The following is a 15,332-nucleotide window of genomic DNA, read 5'->3' on the forward strand; positions in this document are numbered from 1 at the left end:
TTTGGCAAGTCGTTATCTCGTACCCAAATCCAAAGTCAGCTCGTCAAGAAAAAGAAAACAGGCAAGTTTGCATGGCTAAACGAAGTTAATAGCCAATCGTTACTAAATGCCTTGCTAAATGTCTATACCGCCTTTACCAATTTCTTCAAAAGTCGTACCAAGTTTCCACGCTTTAAATCTAAAAAAATCCCACAGCGAAGTTATCAATGTCCCCAACATTGCACCATAAATTTTAAACAAGGCATCATCAACCTACCCAAAACCAAAGGCATCAAAACCGTATTTAGCCGTGAATTTGTTGGCAATATCAAAACAGTTACCATCACTAAGACAGCCACAGGCAAATACCATGCAAGTATTTTAGTAGAAAACAATGAAGTTGTACCAACACCCACCACAATAGAGCCTAGCCTAACTGTTGGTATTGACTTAGGCATCAGCCACTTACTTAACTTATCAGACGGCAGCAAATTTGATAACCCAAAACATTTAGCCAAAGCCAGTCAAAGACTTGCGATACAACAAAAAATCTTTGCTCGCAAACAAAAACAAAGTAAAAACCATCAAAAGCAAAAGTTAGCCGCCGCTCGTATTCATGAAAAAGTACGCAACCAGCGTTTAGACATACACCACAAAATCACGCATAGCCTCATCTGTGAAAACCAAGCAACAAGCTATGCACTTGAAGATTTGGGTGTCAAAAACATGGTAAAAAACCGAAAACTTGCCAAAGCGATTCATGATGTGGGCTTAGGGCAATTTGTTACCTTGCTTACTTACAAGGCAAATTAGTATGGCAAAAACATTCTAAAAGTAAATCGGTTCTTTGCCAGTTCTAAAATTTGCTCGCATTGTCATCACAAATTAGACAGTCTGCCGTTGTCAGTCAGGCATTGGACGTGTCCTAGCTGTCAAACACAGCATAACCGTGATACCAATGCCGCAAACAATATACGCAAGCAAGCGTTAGCTGATGCACTAGGACTTAGTGTTGTATAAAGAGTTCCCTCAGTATAATACTTATCAGCGTAAGTGTACTGGCGAAAGATAGCAACTCAATCTAAGCTTAGGTTGTTATGGGTCGCAAAGATTCCCCCCCCGCTATAACCACTAGGTTTGGTGGTGGGAGTATGTCAATACAATCCTCATCAAGCCTTATCAAAGCTCACAGCCTTACTAAAACCTGCTATAATCAATTCCTTTACATCTTGATAGGCGACGGTGGGGCGGTAGATATGTTTGAGCTGACTTTTTTGGGCACATCAAGCGGTGTACCCACCAAATCACGCAATGTTTCAGGGCTTGCGATATCTTTACTAGGTGAGCAGCCCAAGGCAGGCAAATCAACGCCTTGGATACTCATTGATTGTGGTGAGGGCACGCAGCATCGCTTGCTATATACGCATCATAAGCCGTCGATGCTTAGGGCGATTTTTATCACGCATGCACATGGCGACCATTGCTATGGCTTGCTTGGCTTATTGTCAAGTCTTGCGATGCATGGACGAAAAGAGTCTCTTAAGCTGATTGCGCCAGCGTCCGTGCTGGCGTTTGTGTGTGCAGGGCAGGCGCTGACTCAGATGAATCCTAGCTACGCTCTTGAGATGATCGAGATTGAGGCGGTATTATCACAGGGCGTGCGACTTGAGATGGGCGAGCAGTGGCGTGCGGATGTGGCGATTTATCCGATGAGCCACCGCATTGAGTGCTATGGATTTGCCATCACCCAACAGCTTGATAAATTACAGCTCAATACCGAGCGACTCACCCAAGATGGCATTGACCACTCATATTGGCGACGCATCCTAAAAAGTGGCGAGCCCAAAATCTGCACCCAAAACCAAATCATTTACCCATCTGATTATCTTAATCGATCGACCATCACCCAAAAAATCGTCATCGCAGGCGATAATGATGCACCCAAGCGCTTGACAGATGCGGTCAAAGACGCAAGCTTATTAATTCATGAGGCGACCTATACGCAGGCGGTGATGGATAAGATTTTAGCCAAAGGGGTTTTTGATCCGCAGCATAGCAGTGCACATGCGGTAGGCAGCTTTGCAGATGAGATGCAAGTGCCAAATTTGATTTTGACACATTTTAGCGCCAGATTTTTAAATTTTGATGATCCTGACAGCTCCAAGCCAAATATGGGACATATCCGCGCCGAAACTGAATCAGTGTATGGCGGCAGACTCATCTTGGCTGAGGATCTGATGACGGTATCCATCACCAAAGAAGGCATCATGAGTGTTCATGGCGCACCTGATGGCTTGGAGATTTAGGCTTATCAGATTGGGATAAATTAATCGGCTAAGGGCTTTGGGCTAGGCGAGTTTGACCAATCCAATGTTGAGCAAACTGATATGCGATGCGACCAGAACGACCGCCACGACTGCTCGCCCATTGTAAGGCTTGAGATTGGGCAAAATCATCAAAGGTGATATTGACCTTTGTCAGTTCATGCTCAACAATTTGTAAGTATAATGATTGGTTCATTGGCTGAAATGATAGCCACAGCCCAAAGCGGTCGGATAAAGATACTGTCTCATCAATGGTTTCATAAGGGTTCACTTCATCGGTTTGGCCATTATAAATACTGATATTATCTTTCATCATTTGTGGCAATAGATGGCGGCGGTTACTAGTGGCATAGACAAGTAGCTGACTATGCTCGCTATCAAGTGAGCCATCTAAGATTGACTTTAGGGTGCGGTAATTTTCATCTTGAGCATTGAACGCCAAATCATCACAATAAACAAGATAGCGATTGGTATTGCCTTGATTGACCGACTCTTTGATGGCATGACGAATTTTACCAAGATGTTTTAAATCATCTCTGGCAACCTCAATCACACGCAGCCCTTGGGAATGATAAGCTTGAAGCAATGCCCGTACCAGTGATGATTTGCCTGCGCCTCGTGTGCCTGTCATCAGTACATGATTGGCAGGCAGGCGAGCCAAAAACTGCTTGGTATTGTTGATGAGTTTAGTTTTTTGGGTATCAATACCAAGTAAATCCGCCAAACTACGACCAAAGCTGATGTTGATAGGCTCAAGATTGCCTGATGTGCCACCAACCCATCGATAAGCCAAAACCTCAGGGTCGATGATGATGGGCTGGTGGGTGTGTTCGGTCAGATATTGAGTGAGTAGCTGGATCAGATGATCAGGCAGTTGCATATAAATTCCGTCGGATAATGTCAGATGAAAGATTAAATTTGGTTTGTAGAAAAGGTGTCACATTGATGCACATCGCCTGTTTCAAAGCCTTTATAAAACCAGTTTTTACGCTGGGTGCTGGTTCCATGAGTGAAGCTATCTGGGACGGCATGGCCATGAGCTTTATGTTGTAGGTAATCATCACCGATTTTTTCGGCAGCATCTAAAGCCTCTTCAATATCACCTTGTTGTAAAAATTGTGTACGCTCATGATTGTGTCGTGCCCATAAGCCTGCAAAGCAATCCGCTTGCAATTCTAAGCGTACAGATAAATTATTGGCTACCGTTTGATTGGCTTTTATTTGGGCTTGGCGTACTTGTTGAGAAATGCCAAGCAAGGTTTGGACATGATGACCAACCTCATGGGCGATGACATACGCTTGAGCAAAATCAGCGGCTTGGTCTTGGCGTGTCAGTTCGGTATGGTTTTTTTCACCAGTAATGCCCATTTGTGTACGCATATCACGAAAAAACTGTGTATCTAGGTATACTTTTTGGTCAGCAGGGCAATAAAATGGACCACTGGCTGAAGTGGCTGACCCACAGGCAGACTGGACAGCACCGCTAAACAAAACCAAACTTGGTGGCTGATAGTGATGTCCTGATTGGGCAAAAATTGGCGTCCAAACATCTTCAGTATCTGCCAAAATTGTGGCAACAAACGCTCTGGATTCTGCCATATCAGCGGTTTCATGAGTGGGGGCCGTGGTTGTTTGTCCTTGGATTTGTTGAGCAACACCCAAAGTGGTCTCTGGACTGATACCAAATACCTGCCATAAGATGATGGCGATGATTAAGCCAAAAATACTCACGCCGCCGACTTTTTTGACGCCGCCGCCGCGTCTGTCTTCGATATTGCTGCTTTGTCTGCGTCCACGCCACTGCATAAGTTATCCCAAATAATAAACCATAACATTGACCCTAATACACCTGCTAAGTCATCCTAAGAACTGCTAGCACGCATCACCCATAGGTCAGATGCCCATATCATATCACTATCTGGCAGAATCATCAATTTATCACCTAAGAATTTAGCGTCAATATGAGCGTTTGGCATCTTTGATTTGATTGCAATTTATTGGTAATCATCGTATGATGAACCAACTTATTTTTAGGATAATGGAACTAATATATGTCAAAATTAACTTCGGTAGTGGTTGAACATAATCCATCTGCTCAGCCCATCACGCATTCGGTGATATGGCTGCACGGGCTTGGTGCCAGTGGTCATGATTTTGAACCGATTGTGCCTAATCTTAGTTTAGCAACAGATGCCGCCGTTCGTTTCATTTTTCCCCATGCCCCAAAAATCCCTGTCACCATTAATAACGGCTATGTCATGCCTGCTTGGTATGACATTTTGGAGATGAGTTTAAATCGTAAAGTCGATGTGGCGCAAATCATGTCTTCAAGTGCGATGATTGATGAGATCATTGATGATGAGATTGCCAAAGGTATTGATAGCCAAAATATCATCATCGCAGGATTTTCACAAGGGGGTGCGGTGGCGTATCATAATGTTTTAACCAATTCACGCAAGCTTGGCGGTCTTTTGGCACTGTCAACTTATTTTGCCACATCTGAACAAATCCAATCAATCCCAGTAAATCATCAGGTTGCCGTTAAGATTGACCATGGGGATTTTGATGATGTTGTACCTGCCGCCTTGGGTGTGCAAGCTGCAGAGTCCCTAAAAAAGCTTGGCTTAAATCCTATTTATACCACTTATCCTATGGCTCATCAGGTCTGTTTGCCACAAATAACAAGTATTGGCGATTGGCTAAATGCCTTAATTAAAAGCTGATACGATTGAATCAAGCAGATGATAAAAATCCATCACAATACCCATGCGATTAGGTATTGTGATGGGTAATTTTAAGTGAATGGCTACTTTTGATGCGGTTTTTGATTGGCTTCATAAATGGCAGCTTGTAGCCAAATATTCGCTTGAATATAATCATGTACCTGAATGGCGTCTGTTTGCTCAGTACTGACAGCTGCAATACGCACCACAAAAGGGTCGGCATCAGGTTCACGCAAAATGACCACATCAAATAAGGTCATCGGTTTGCCAAAAAATTCTGTGCTTGATTTGCCCAAAACCTGCCCTTGGCACCAAGCTTCATCTTCTTGACCAAAGGTTTCACCGTATAAATAAGCACACATATGCCCCAAATTAATCTCAACAGGTGCAAACGGCTTACCAGATTCATGGTCTTTTGGTTGCCATTGACGGATTTGCTCATCAATATCATCAGGGATTTGACCGCCATTGTTTGCAACAATATCATTAAAAGCACGGTGATGGCGAATGGCTTCTTGGTCCTCAATGACAATTGTCTCTTCTTGGTTACTTGGCTCGATATGATACGCCAATGCACTAAAATTAACAAAGTATTTTTTGGGTGTACGATACTCTGTGCGATTGACGGCATACAATTGGTCAAATGCATAAATGACCGCACCATCAGGCGTTTTTAGGCATAAAATGGCGTCTGATGTGGTATCACAGCGAATGATACGCTCAATTTGGCAAGTTAAACCATAGGGGCTATTAACCGCAGGAAAAGCATTAATAAAAGCTTGGGGAGAGCCGTTTTTGATGGTTAAAATTTGTTTGATATGACAAGGTTCATTCATACCCAAAAGCAGTTTGGCATTATCGGTACTATTTTGTGGACAAAGTCCTTTGGGTAAGGTTGCTTTATCCAACATTGCCTGTAGCCAATTTGGCACATCTTGGGCAATGTCATTGGTCAAAATTGCCCAATGGTCGCCATGGCTGGCATTTTCATCATGGGGTAAATCAACTTTGGTGGGGGCGATTTCGTGCGTATAATTATAACGAATGGTCTGATTGCTCATAATCACTACTCATAGATAACTATTTATCTACATGGGGATTGGTTAAAAAATCTCAAGCACTTGGTAGGTATTAAGGATAGGTACACACTAAAAATTTTTTCAAGATGAATGAAATAATATTCATTGGTCAATACAGTGATTTGATGGTAAAGTATGCTAATAAAAGTACAAAGTGCAGCAACATGGTATTAATAAATGAAATCATTTAATATCACAAAGATATCATTCATTAATTCGCAACACGAAAATTTATCTTTAACCATGGTATCAAACCACAGTTATCGTTAGGAACACTCATGACCACTCAAATAAAAAGCCATTCTCTTGGCAGGATTAGTAAGATTAATTGGAAGGCCTTTGGCCCTGGAATTTTGATGGCATCGGCTGCCATTGGTGCATCGCATTTGGTGTCATCAACACAAGCGGGAGCATTATTCGGTTGGCAACTTGCCATTGTCATTATTTTGGCCAATGTGCTGAAGTATCCTTTTTTTCGTTTTGGCATCGATTATGTGTATGACACAGGCGACAGTCTAATTGCAGGTTATGCCAAAAAATCCAAAGTCTATCTTTGGGTGTATTTTATTTTATCAGTCATTTCCTCCATCATCACTTTGGCGGCGGTTGGGCTAATGTCAGCGGTGATTTTAACCTTTATGTTTCCAAGTTTGGGGCTAACGCCTTTAACAGCGTCGGCTATTGTGCTGGCAATTTCTTGGGTGTTGTTGATTGCTGGGCGTTACAATGTGTTAGATGGCATAACCAAAATCATCATTTTGGCGTTGGCGATAACCACGGTTGCGGCGGTGTTTATCGCAGCAGGCAAACCCACTGTCATGGCGGCGGATTTTGTTGAGCCTAGTCCTTGGAATCTGGCAAGTTTGAGCTTTATTGTGGTGGTGGTCGGCTGGATGCCTGCGCCGCTTGAATTTTCTGTGATTACTTCTATGTGGACGGCTAAAAAAATCCAAACTGACCACACCACCCACGAACAAGGAAGATTGGATTTTAATGTGGGTTTTGCCACATCAACCATCTTAGCGGTGCTTTTTTTGGCGTTGGGTGTGTATGTTCAGTACGGTTCAGGGCAAGAGATTCAAACCGCTGGCAGTGCTTATGTTGGGCAATTGATTGACATGTACACTGCCACCATTGGTGAATGGTCACGGTTGTTAGTGGCATTTATTGCGTTTATGTGCATGTTTAGCACCACCCTCACCTCGGGTGATGGTTATGGGCGTGCCAATGCTGAATGCTGGCGATTGATAAAGGGTGAGCATGAAATCAGCCGTGGTCAGTTGATATTTTGGATATCGTGGGCGGTGTTTGGTGGGTTTATTGTCATTGCTTTTTTTACAGGTCAGCTTGGTAATATGCTCAAATTTGCCATGAGTTCTGCGTTTGTGTCTGCACCTGTTTTTGCGTGGCTAAACTACTCTTTGGTACGCTCAGAACAAAAGCTGTCATCTGGCATTCAAGCGTTGTCAATCATCGGTTTTATGTTTTTGCTTGGATTTGCTTTGTTATATGTTGCCAATACCATGGGCGTTTTTGGCTAGCAAGCAAATAAACAGAATAAGCCAATAAAATAAACTAAAATTAAAAAAGGGCTGAAACCATCAGCCCTTTTTTATAATGACCAGTCATTGATATTAGATCAGTAATAACACCAATAAACTTGAAACAATGAACGCTTATTCTTGTGGGCTATTATTGCTCAATAAATCTTTTTCGCCTGAACGGTTACGAATTTCAGCCTCAACTCTGTGCCATATTTCTGGATCGGGTGCGGTATCTAAAATATCATTCATACAATTTTCATTGAGTATTTTTTCGGCACGCACTTTAGCAATTTGTTTTTGGCGTTCGGTGTCACCGATTGGGGCGGTATCATTGATAGAAATATCAGGCGTCGTTTTGGGCGATGGGGCAGTTGGGACAAGATGGGTTGCAAGATTGATAACCGCATCTTCTAATGCTTGATCAAAGTTTAGCATATAAATTGGTTCAGGTAAGCTAAAGCCTTGATTTTCAAGAGCGTGCTTGGTTTCACGAATGGCGATACTGCGAGCTTTTGAAAAGTCTGTTTTACTTTGGTCAACCCACACTCTAAACTCAAGAATAATATTTGAGTCGCCCACCTCATTAATCACAGCAACCGCCTTAGGTTCTTTTAGGACAAAATCCAGTGTATAAATGGCATCTAGCCCCACTTTAATCGCTGCTAATGGGTCGTTATTGGCATCCACACCCAGCTCAAAGGTAAAACGCCTTTCAGGATTTTTGGTATAATTTAAAATGGTTGCTTTAAATACCTCTGAGTTTGGTAGTCGTAAATGATTGCCATCTAAGGTCATTAAAATGGTGGCGCGGCTGGTCAATCGTACCACAATGCCTTCTTCATCGTTAATGACCACATGGTCTTTTGCCCGAAAAGGTTGGCGGATGCTTAGCATCAAAGAAGCGATATAGTTTTCAATGGTATCTTTAACCGCAAAACCCACTGCAATCCCAAGCACCCCAGCACCGCCCAGAAGCGTACCGATGATGGCTTCTGCACCCATCAAGCTCAAGGCTAGTATCAAACCTAACACAATAAAAACGACTTTAACCGTTTGAGCTAAAAGTTCTGCAATAAAAGGATTTGGCGTAATGCGTTGCCAAAGTTTCTCACGGCGAGACAGCCAACCGCCAAGCCATGCCACCAAGGCAAATGCCAATAATGCTACCAATAATAAAGGCAATGCTTTTAATCCTGCTTTTGATTGATTGACCAAATCATTAACAACAGGCGTGACATTATCTTGAATATCCAAGGTGCGACTGATATCATCTTCTACCGTGACAACGCCACTGATGCGATTGGCTAATTTGACTGCTTGCGTGGCTTTTTTTTCGTTAGCGGTTTCGCCAGATAATTTTACAACACCTTGATTGACGGTAACTTTGACCGATGATAATCCGTCCACTTCAGAAAAAATGCCATAAATCCGATCGTAAATTTGGGCATCATCAATCGGTGTGGCTTGACTGGCAATGGGGGTATCGTCAGCATTGTTGGCAGGTTTGTTATCATCGGTGGCTGCTGATGGATTGGTTAATTGGGCAATGACCAGCTCATCAATGGCATAGCTGGGTGATGTGCTGACAAATGCCAAAAAACTAAGTAAAACAAGCACGGATTTTTTTATCATCATTCATTCGCTATGTTAAGTCGTCATTTTTGGTTTATGGTTGCAGGTTTGGTTAATGATACTTTAATTTAAGATATTTGATTAAGATATTAGTTTATCTATCTAAAAAGACCATTTGGTCAATGAAGAGTTTTTAAAATAATAAAACATCAAAATAATAAAACATCAAGATAGTAAAACATCAAGATAGTAAAACATCAAGATAGTAAAACATCAAGATAGTAAAACATCAAGATAGTAAAACATCAAGATAGTAAAACAGCCATTACCCAAAAAAACCTGCCACACATTGACAGGTTTTTTCATTCATTTGATTGCTTAATTTAAGGATTGACCAAAAGCAGGGTGTGGCTAGGTGTCGGTGTTTCGCCATTTTCTAAATCACGAAATTGAACACTGTCTTTATCCATATAAATCAAATAAGGAGGCGTGTCAGCATGATCATTAGGGTGTAGTAGGACATATTGATTATCCACGCCATTGATGTCATAAGTACCCTGAATGGTTACTTGACCGTTAGGCTTGCCCAAATAATCTTGCTTCATCACAAATGTGCCATCAGAATTAAGCGTTAGGTCGGTTTGAACGCCAGAACAGTCAGCACAAGGCAAAGTACCTGTATAAGAAGATTGTGGTAATACGCCCACGCCATCAACAACAGCAACCTCAGGCTGGTGTGTGTCAGTGGTAGCGGTAGCATCGGTAGCGGTAGCATCAACGACAGCAGCATCAGCTGTGGCAACAACAGGTTCATTGGGCTGAACAACGGTTTCTTCTTTTTTATTACATGCACTCAATGACAAGCCTGCCAGCATAACTAGCACTAATGATGATTTCATGTTCATAATGATAAATTCCTTAAAAATTTGATGATTACTTAAAATTTATATCCAGCATGCCAAGCTGATAAACTTCATACAATTCATCTGCATAAAAAAGCAGATCTATTTAAAGTTAAAAATATAAGTATATACTTTTTCTATATTCTGACATAAAAAAGCTGTTTTAGCAAGAAACTTGTCATACAGATACATAAACGCAACAAAACCAATTTTTATGCGATGTTTGGTATTTGTCCAAAAAAGTGCTAAACTAGCACGATTGTATCGTTTGGAACACAGCTTATGTTTCGTCCCTTGGCGTTATTTATTGGGCTTAGATATACCAAAGCTAAGCGTAAAAATGGCTTTATTTCCTTTATTTCTTTTATCTCAACCATTGGGCTGACGCTTGGGGTTGCAGTGCTTATCACGGTTTTGTCGGTAATGAATGGCTTTGACCATGAAATTAAATCACGCATTCTTGGTATGGTGCCTCAAGCTTCAGTCACCTCGACAGAGATTTTGACAAATTGGCAAGAGCTTGCCGAAAAAATCAAAATGCAAAATCCAGAAGTGCAAGCAGTTGCTCCTTATATTCAACTACAAGGTATGTTAACTGCTGAAGGTCAGGTGACTGGAATCGTGGTCTCTGGCATTGAGCCTGATTACGAAAAGCAAGTTTCTATCATTGATGAGCATATGACCGCAGGCAGTTTGGATGATTTACATGTCGGTGAATTTGGTATTATATTAGGTGAGTCTATTGTCTCTGACATGGGACTTAAGTTGGGAGATAAGGTTACTTTGGTTTTGCCTGAGGCCTCGCCCTCAGCAGCAGGCGTTATTCCAAGATTTAAGCGATTTACTTTGGTGGGAGTATATCATATCAGCAGCGAAATTGATGGCATGATGGGTTTTGTGCGGATGCGTGATGCGGGCGTGATGCTTCGCTTGCCCGAAGGTGCGCAAGGTCTGCGTATGAAGCTAAACGATATTTTTAAAGCACCTCAAGTGGCAAATAACGCAGCAGGCATTGACTCATTACCATTATTCCCAAGCGACTGGACAACCACACATGGGAATTTATTTAGTGCCATCCAGATGGAAAAAGCCATGATTGGGCTTTTGTTGTTTTTGATTGTGGTTGTTGCGGCATTTAATATCGTCTCAAGTCTTGTTATGCTGGTGACTGATAAAAAATCAGACATCGCCATTTTAAAGACATTTGGTGCATCGCCCAAGCTTATCATGCAAGTATTTATGGTACAAGGCATGATTATTGGCGTGATTGGTACAGTTGTTGGTACAGTGCTTGGCGTGGCATTGGCTTTGTCAATCAATGATATTTTATTATTTGTGAGCCGTATTTTTGGCGTAAGTTTATTTGATGGCAGTGTGTATGCTGTTGATTTTTTACCCTCCAAGATTGAAATTGTGGATGTGGTATTAATTACAACGGCATCATTTTTATTAAGTTTTTTGATGACAATTTATCCTGCGTTAAGGGCGTCGAAAATTCAGCCTGCACAAACTTTAAGATATGAATAAGGATTAGCATGACGACCATTTTACACGCCAAAAATATCAGCAAAGTATATGATGAAGGTAAAATTAAAACCACCGTTCTATCAGGTTTGGATTTACAAGTTCAGGCAGGTGAACGCATCGCCATCGTCGGTAGTAGTGGTTCTGGCAAATCAACCTTGCTACATTTACTCGGTGGATTGGATACGCCAAGCACAGGTGAGGTTTGGCTAAAAGGGCAATGCCTTACCCATCTTAATGAGACTAAGCGTGGAGAGCTGCGTAATCGCTATTTGGGATTTATTTATCAGTTTCATCATCTGTTGGCAGAGTTTAGCGCCACCGAAAATGTCGCCATGCCACTGCTCATGCGCCGCGATGTGAGTATCAAAGAGGCGACAAAACGCGCTAATGATTTACTTGAGCGCGTCGGACTTGGGCATCGACTGCATCATCGTCCCAGTGAGCTGTCAGGCGGTGAGCGTCAGCGTGTCGCCATTGCGCGCGCTTTGGTGACAGAGCCTGCCTTGGTGATGGCAGATGAGCCGACGGGTAACTTGGATGACGAAAATGCACAAGCGATCTTTGGGCTGTTAAGTGAGCTTCAAGCGTCTATTGGCATGGCGCTTTTGATGGTGACCCATGATCGGCATCTGGCAGCCCAAGCTGACAAAATTCTTGAGATGAAAAGTGGTCAATGGGCGAGCTAAACTTAAAAAAGCAGGAAGATTTCCTGCTTTTTTTATGGAAGTTTTAAGACTGTGCCCCTTTGGCAAGCTGAGTGTACTGATCAAAGTTTTCGATATATTGTTCTAGATTTTCAGAGAGCATTTGCTGGTATTTTTCGGTGTAGAATTTGATGATGTCATCTTTTTCTTTGGCAAGATCGCTACCCTTAACAAAGCCGATGGTCGCCGCCGAGACAGCAAATCTTGCGGCAGCATAATTGAGGCTGGCCGCCACTTGCCCTGCGTGTGATGACGGCGAAAGCTGGCTGTTAGCAAGCGTAATGACGGCATCGGCACGCTCAAAAAATGCATTCATTTGATCTTGAAATTCTTCTTCATTAAATTCTTTAGTGTCACTCATGTGCTATCCTTTTGGGTGATTTGATGATTTTAGGCTATTTGGCGCGTGATAAGCCTTGAGATCGGCTTGCTCAAGGCTTATCTGGGTCATTTAGATCGCCGCACGCAGCAATTGTGCTTTGTCCGTTTTTTCCCAAGTAAAGGCAGTATCTGAGCCTTGGCGACCAAAATGACCGTAACTTGCGGTAATTTCATACATTGGCTGTAGTAAATTTAGCATACGCGTAATACCATACGGACGCAGGTCAAAATGCGCTCGAATCAGCTTGACGATGTCGGTATCACTGATTTTACCGGTATTAAAAGTATTCACCGAAATGGATGTCGGCTCAGCGACACCGATTGCATAGCTCACCTGTACTTCACAGCGCTCAGCCAAGCCTGCGGCGACGATGTTTTTGGCGACATAGCGTCCAGCATAAGCAGCGCTTCGATCGACTTTGGAAGGGTCTTTACCGCTAAAAGCACCGCCGCCATGACGTGCCATACCGCCATAAGTATCCACGATGATTTTGCGACCTGTCAGACCTGCATCGCCCACAGGACCACCGATGACGAACTTACCCGTTGGATTGATGTGGTAAAGCGTGTCTTTATGCAGTAGCTCAGATGGAATGACTTTTTTGATAATTTCTTCCATGACAGCTTCTTGCAGCTGCTTTTGGCTGATCTCAGGATCATGCTGCGTTGATAACACCAGTGCATCAACAGCAAAAGGTTTGAACTGATCGTCATAATGCATAGTCACCTGTGCTTTGGCATCAGGACGCAGCCAAGGCAAAGTGCCATTTTTGCGCAGCTCAGCTTGACGCTCCATCAGACGATGGCTCAGCTGAATTGGAGCAGGCATCAGCACATCAGTTTCGTTGGTGGCATAGCCAAACATCAAACCTTGGTCGCCTGCGCCTTGGTCTTCTGGGCGCTGTCTGTCAACGCCTTGCGCAATCTCAGGTGACTGCCTGCCAATCATATTAATCACCGCACAAGTCGAGCCATCAAAGCCCAAATCTGAATGATTGTAGCCGATTTTATTGACGGTATCACGCACAATCGTTTCAACATCAATATTAGCATGAGTGCTGATCTCGCCCGCTAAGACGACAGCGCCTGTCTTGACTAAGGTCTCACAGGCAACTCGTGCATCTTTATCTTGAGTCAAGATGGCATCAAGCAGTGCATCAGAGATTTGGTCAGCCATCTTATCTGGATGACCTTCACTCACAGATTCTGAGGTAAATACTGAGTAGTTCATAAGATTTCACTTCATAAAAAATAAAATAAAATAAAATAAAATAAAAATTGTGCAAATTCTGGTGGCTTTTTTAGGCTTGACAGAATAAATACCGTTCACACAAATAAAAATAATCACGGTGCAGTCTGCGACTGTAGAGTGGGGCAATGATTGTAGATTAATCATTAATAAAAGGTATTTGGTGGAAAATTATACGCCAAAATGCCCATAAATACCAATGAAAATTATTCATATTGACATACTCCCACCACTAAGCCAAAGGCTATAGTGGGGGAATCTTTGCGACCCATAACAACCTAAGCTTAGATTGAGTTGCTATCTTTCGCCAGTACACTTACGCTGATAAGTATTATACTGAGGGAACTCTTTATACAACACTAAGTCCTAGTGCATCAGCTAACGCTTGCTTGCGTATATTGTTTGCGGCATTGGTATCACGGTTATGCTGTGTTTGACAGCTAGGACACGTCCAATGCCTGACTGACAACGGCAGACTGTCTAATTTGTGATGACAATGCGAGCAAATTTTAGAACTGGCAAAGAACCGATTTACTTTTAGAATGTTTTTGCCATACTAATTTGCCTTGTAAGTAAGCAAGGTAACAAATTGCCCTAAGCCCACATCATGAATCGCTTTGGCAAGTTTTCGGTTTTTTACCATGTTTTTGACACCCAAATCTTCAAGTGCATAGCTTGTTGCTTGGTTTTCACAGATGAGGCTATGCGTGATTTTGTGGTGTATGTCTAAACGCTGGTTGCGTACTTTTTCATGAATACGAGCGGCGGCTAACTTTTGCTTTTGATGGTTTTTACTTTGTTTTTGTTTGCGAGCAAAGATTTTTTGTTGTATCGCAAGTCTTTGACTGGCTTTGGCTAAATGTTTTGGGTTATCAAATTTGCTGCCGTCTGATAAGTTAAGTAAGTGGCTGATGCCTAAGTCAATACCAACAGTTAGGCTAGGCTCTATTGTGGTGGGTGTTGGTACAACTTCATTGTTTTCTACTAAAATACTTGCATGGTATTTGCCTGTGGCTGTCTTAGTGATGGTAACTGTTTTGATATTGCCAACAAATTCACGGCTAAATACGGTTTTGATGCCTTTGGTTTTGGGTAGGTTGATGATGCCTTGTTTAAAATTTATGGTGCAATGTTGGGGACATTGATAACTTCGCTGTGGGATTTTTTTAGATTTAAAGCGTGGAAACTTGGTACGACTTTTGAAGAAATTGGTAAAGGCGGTATAGACATTTAGCAAGGCATTTAGTAACGATTGGCTATTAACTTCGTTTAGCCATGCAAACTTGCCTGTTTTCTTTTTCTTGACGAGCTGACTTTGGATTTGGGTACGAGATAACGACTTGCCAAA

General features: G+C 42.3%; 16 protein-coding genes. 7 read left to right on the top strand and 9 right to left on the bottom strand.

Translation table 11 applies throughout. The annotated features are described in order from the left end of the window. From AO382_RS02820 to AO382_RS02825, 3 genes are all read left to right on the top strand, one after another. Window positions 1-792, top strand: a 792-nt coding sequence (locus AO382_RS02820; protein WP_081261348.1) for an RNA-guided endonuclease InsQ/TnpB family protein, incomplete at its 5' end; no start/stop codon positions are given. Between the two features lie 12 nt (window positions 793-804). After that, window positions 805-999: a zinc ribbon domain-containing protein gene (locus AO382_RS10980; RefSeq protein WP_081261310.1), complete on the top strand. Its 195-nt coding sequence runs from the start codon at window positions 805-807 to the stop codon at window positions 997-999. Between the two features lie 131 nt (window positions 1,000-1,130). Further along, window positions 1,131-2,285, top strand: coding sequence for a ribonuclease Z (locus AO382_RS02825; protein ID WP_162270569.1), 1,155 nt, complete (start codon window positions 1,131-1,133; stop codon window positions 2,283-2,285). Window positions 2,286-2,313: 28 nt separating this feature from the next. Here AO382_RS02825 and AO382_RS02830 read toward each other — a convergent pair whose 3' ends face one another. Together AO382_RS02830 and AO382_RS02835 are read right to left on the bottom strand one after the other, a co-directional pair. Further along, on the bottom strand, window positions 2,314-3,183 hold the full coding sequence (locus AO382_RS02830) for an ATP-binding protein (RefSeq protein WP_064618004.1): 870 nt from the start codon (window positions 3,181-3,183) through the stop codon (window positions 2,314-2,316). A 32-nt stretch (window positions 3,184-3,215) separates the two neighbouring features. Beyond that, window positions 3,216-4,109, bottom strand: a complete 894-nt coding sequence (locus tag AO382_RS02835) for a neutral zinc metallopeptidase (RefSeq protein WP_064618006.1) — start codon at window positions 4,107-4,109, stop codon at window positions 3,216-3,218. A 245-nt stretch (window positions 4,110-4,354) separates the two neighbouring features. Here AO382_RS02835 and AO382_RS02840 point away from each other — a divergent pair, with 245 nt between their 5' ends. Continuing rightward, window positions 4,355-5,026 carry an alpha/beta hydrolase gene (locus AO382_RS02840; RefSeq protein ID WP_064618008.1) on the top strand — a complete coding sequence of 224 codons (672 nt, stop codon included), beginning with the start codon at window positions 4,355-4,357 and terminating at the stop codon, window positions 5,024-5,026. Between the two features lie 83 nt (window positions 5,027-5,109). Here the strand turns inward: AO382_RS02840 and AO382_RS02845 are convergent, their stop codons facing one another. Beyond that, window positions 5,110-6,087, bottom strand: a complete 978-nt coding sequence (locus AO382_RS02845; RefSeq protein WP_064610582.1) for a hypothetical protein — start codon at window positions 6,085-6,087, stop codon at window positions 5,110-5,112. Between the two features lie 296 nt (window positions 6,088-6,383). On the opposite strand from AO382_RS02845, the gene AO382_RS02850 reads away from it, so the two are divergent. Then, window positions 6,384-7,646, top strand: a complete 1,263-nt coding sequence (locus AO382_RS02850) for an NRAMP family divalent metal transporter (protein WP_064618010.1) — start codon at window positions 6,384-6,386, stop codon at window positions 7,644-7,646. A gap of 135 nt (window positions 7,647-7,781) precedes the next feature. On the opposite strand, the gene AO382_RS02855 is transcribed toward AO382_RS02850, so the two are convergent. Together AO382_RS02855 and AO382_RS02860 are read right to left on the bottom strand one after the other, a co-directional pair. After that, window positions 7,782-9,284, bottom strand: coding sequence for a mechanosensitive ion channel family protein (locus AO382_RS02855; RefSeq protein ID WP_064618014.1), 1,503 nt, complete (start codon window positions 9,282-9,284; stop codon window positions 7,782-7,784). Between the two features lie 320 nt (window positions 9,285-9,604). After that, window positions 9,605-10,126 carry a copper resistance protein NlpE gene (locus AO382_RS02860; RefSeq protein ID WP_064618016.1) on the bottom strand — a complete coding sequence of 174 codons (522 nt, stop codon included), beginning with the start codon at window positions 10,124-10,126 and terminating at the stop codon, window positions 9,605-9,607. Between the two features lie 279 nt (window positions 10,127-10,405). Here AO382_RS02860 and AO382_RS02865 point away from each other — a divergent pair, with 279 nt between their 5' ends. Together AO382_RS02865 and lolD are read left to right on the top strand one after the other, a co-directional pair. After that, window positions 10,406-11,650: a lipoprotein-releasing ABC transporter permease subunit gene (locus AO382_RS02865; RefSeq protein ID WP_064618018.1), complete on the top strand. Its 1,245-nt coding sequence runs from the start codon at window positions 10,406-10,408 to the stop codon at window positions 11,648-11,650. Window positions 11,651-11,658: 8 nt separating this feature from the next. Next, a complete protein-coding gene (lolD, locus tag AO382_RS02870) occupies window positions 11,659-12,336 on the top strand; it encodes a lipoprotein-releasing ABC transporter ATP-binding protein LolD (RefSeq protein WP_064618020.1) in 678 nt (225 codons plus the stop codon). A gap of 43 nt (window positions 12,337-12,379) precedes the next feature. Here lolD and AO382_RS02875 read toward each other — a convergent pair whose 3' ends face one another. From AO382_RS02875 to AO382_RS02885, 4 genes are all read right to left on the bottom strand, one after another. Further along, window positions 12,380-12,715 carry a DUF3144 domain-containing protein gene (locus AO382_RS02875; protein WP_064618022.1) on the bottom strand — a complete coding sequence of 112 codons (336 nt, stop codon included), beginning with the start codon at window positions 12,713-12,715 and terminating at the stop codon, window positions 12,380-12,382. A 90-nt stretch (window positions 12,716-12,805) separates the two neighbouring features. Beyond that, on the bottom strand, window positions 12,806-13,966 hold the full coding sequence (metK, locus tag AO382_RS02880; RefSeq protein WP_064618024.1) for a methionine adenosyltransferase: 1,161 nt from the start codon (window positions 13,964-13,966) through the stop codon (window positions 12,806-12,808). Between the two features lie 367 nt (window positions 13,967-14,333). After that, entirely contained in the window at window positions 14,334-14,528 is a 195-nt protein-coding gene (locus tag AO382_RS10985) for a zinc ribbon domain-containing protein (RefSeq protein WP_081261310.1), read from the bottom strand. A 12-nt stretch (window positions 14,529-14,540) separates the two neighbouring features. Further along, window positions 14,541-15,332, bottom strand: a 792-nt coding sequence (locus AO382_RS02885) for an RNA-guided endonuclease InsQ/TnpB family protein (RefSeq protein ID WP_081261348.1), incomplete at its 5' end; no start/stop codon positions are given.

Source organism: Moraxella catarrhalis (genome assembly GCF_001656295.1).
GTDB classification, from domain to species: Bacteria; Pseudomonadota; Gammaproteobacteria; order Pseudomonadales; family Moraxellaceae; genus Moraxella; species Moraxella veridica.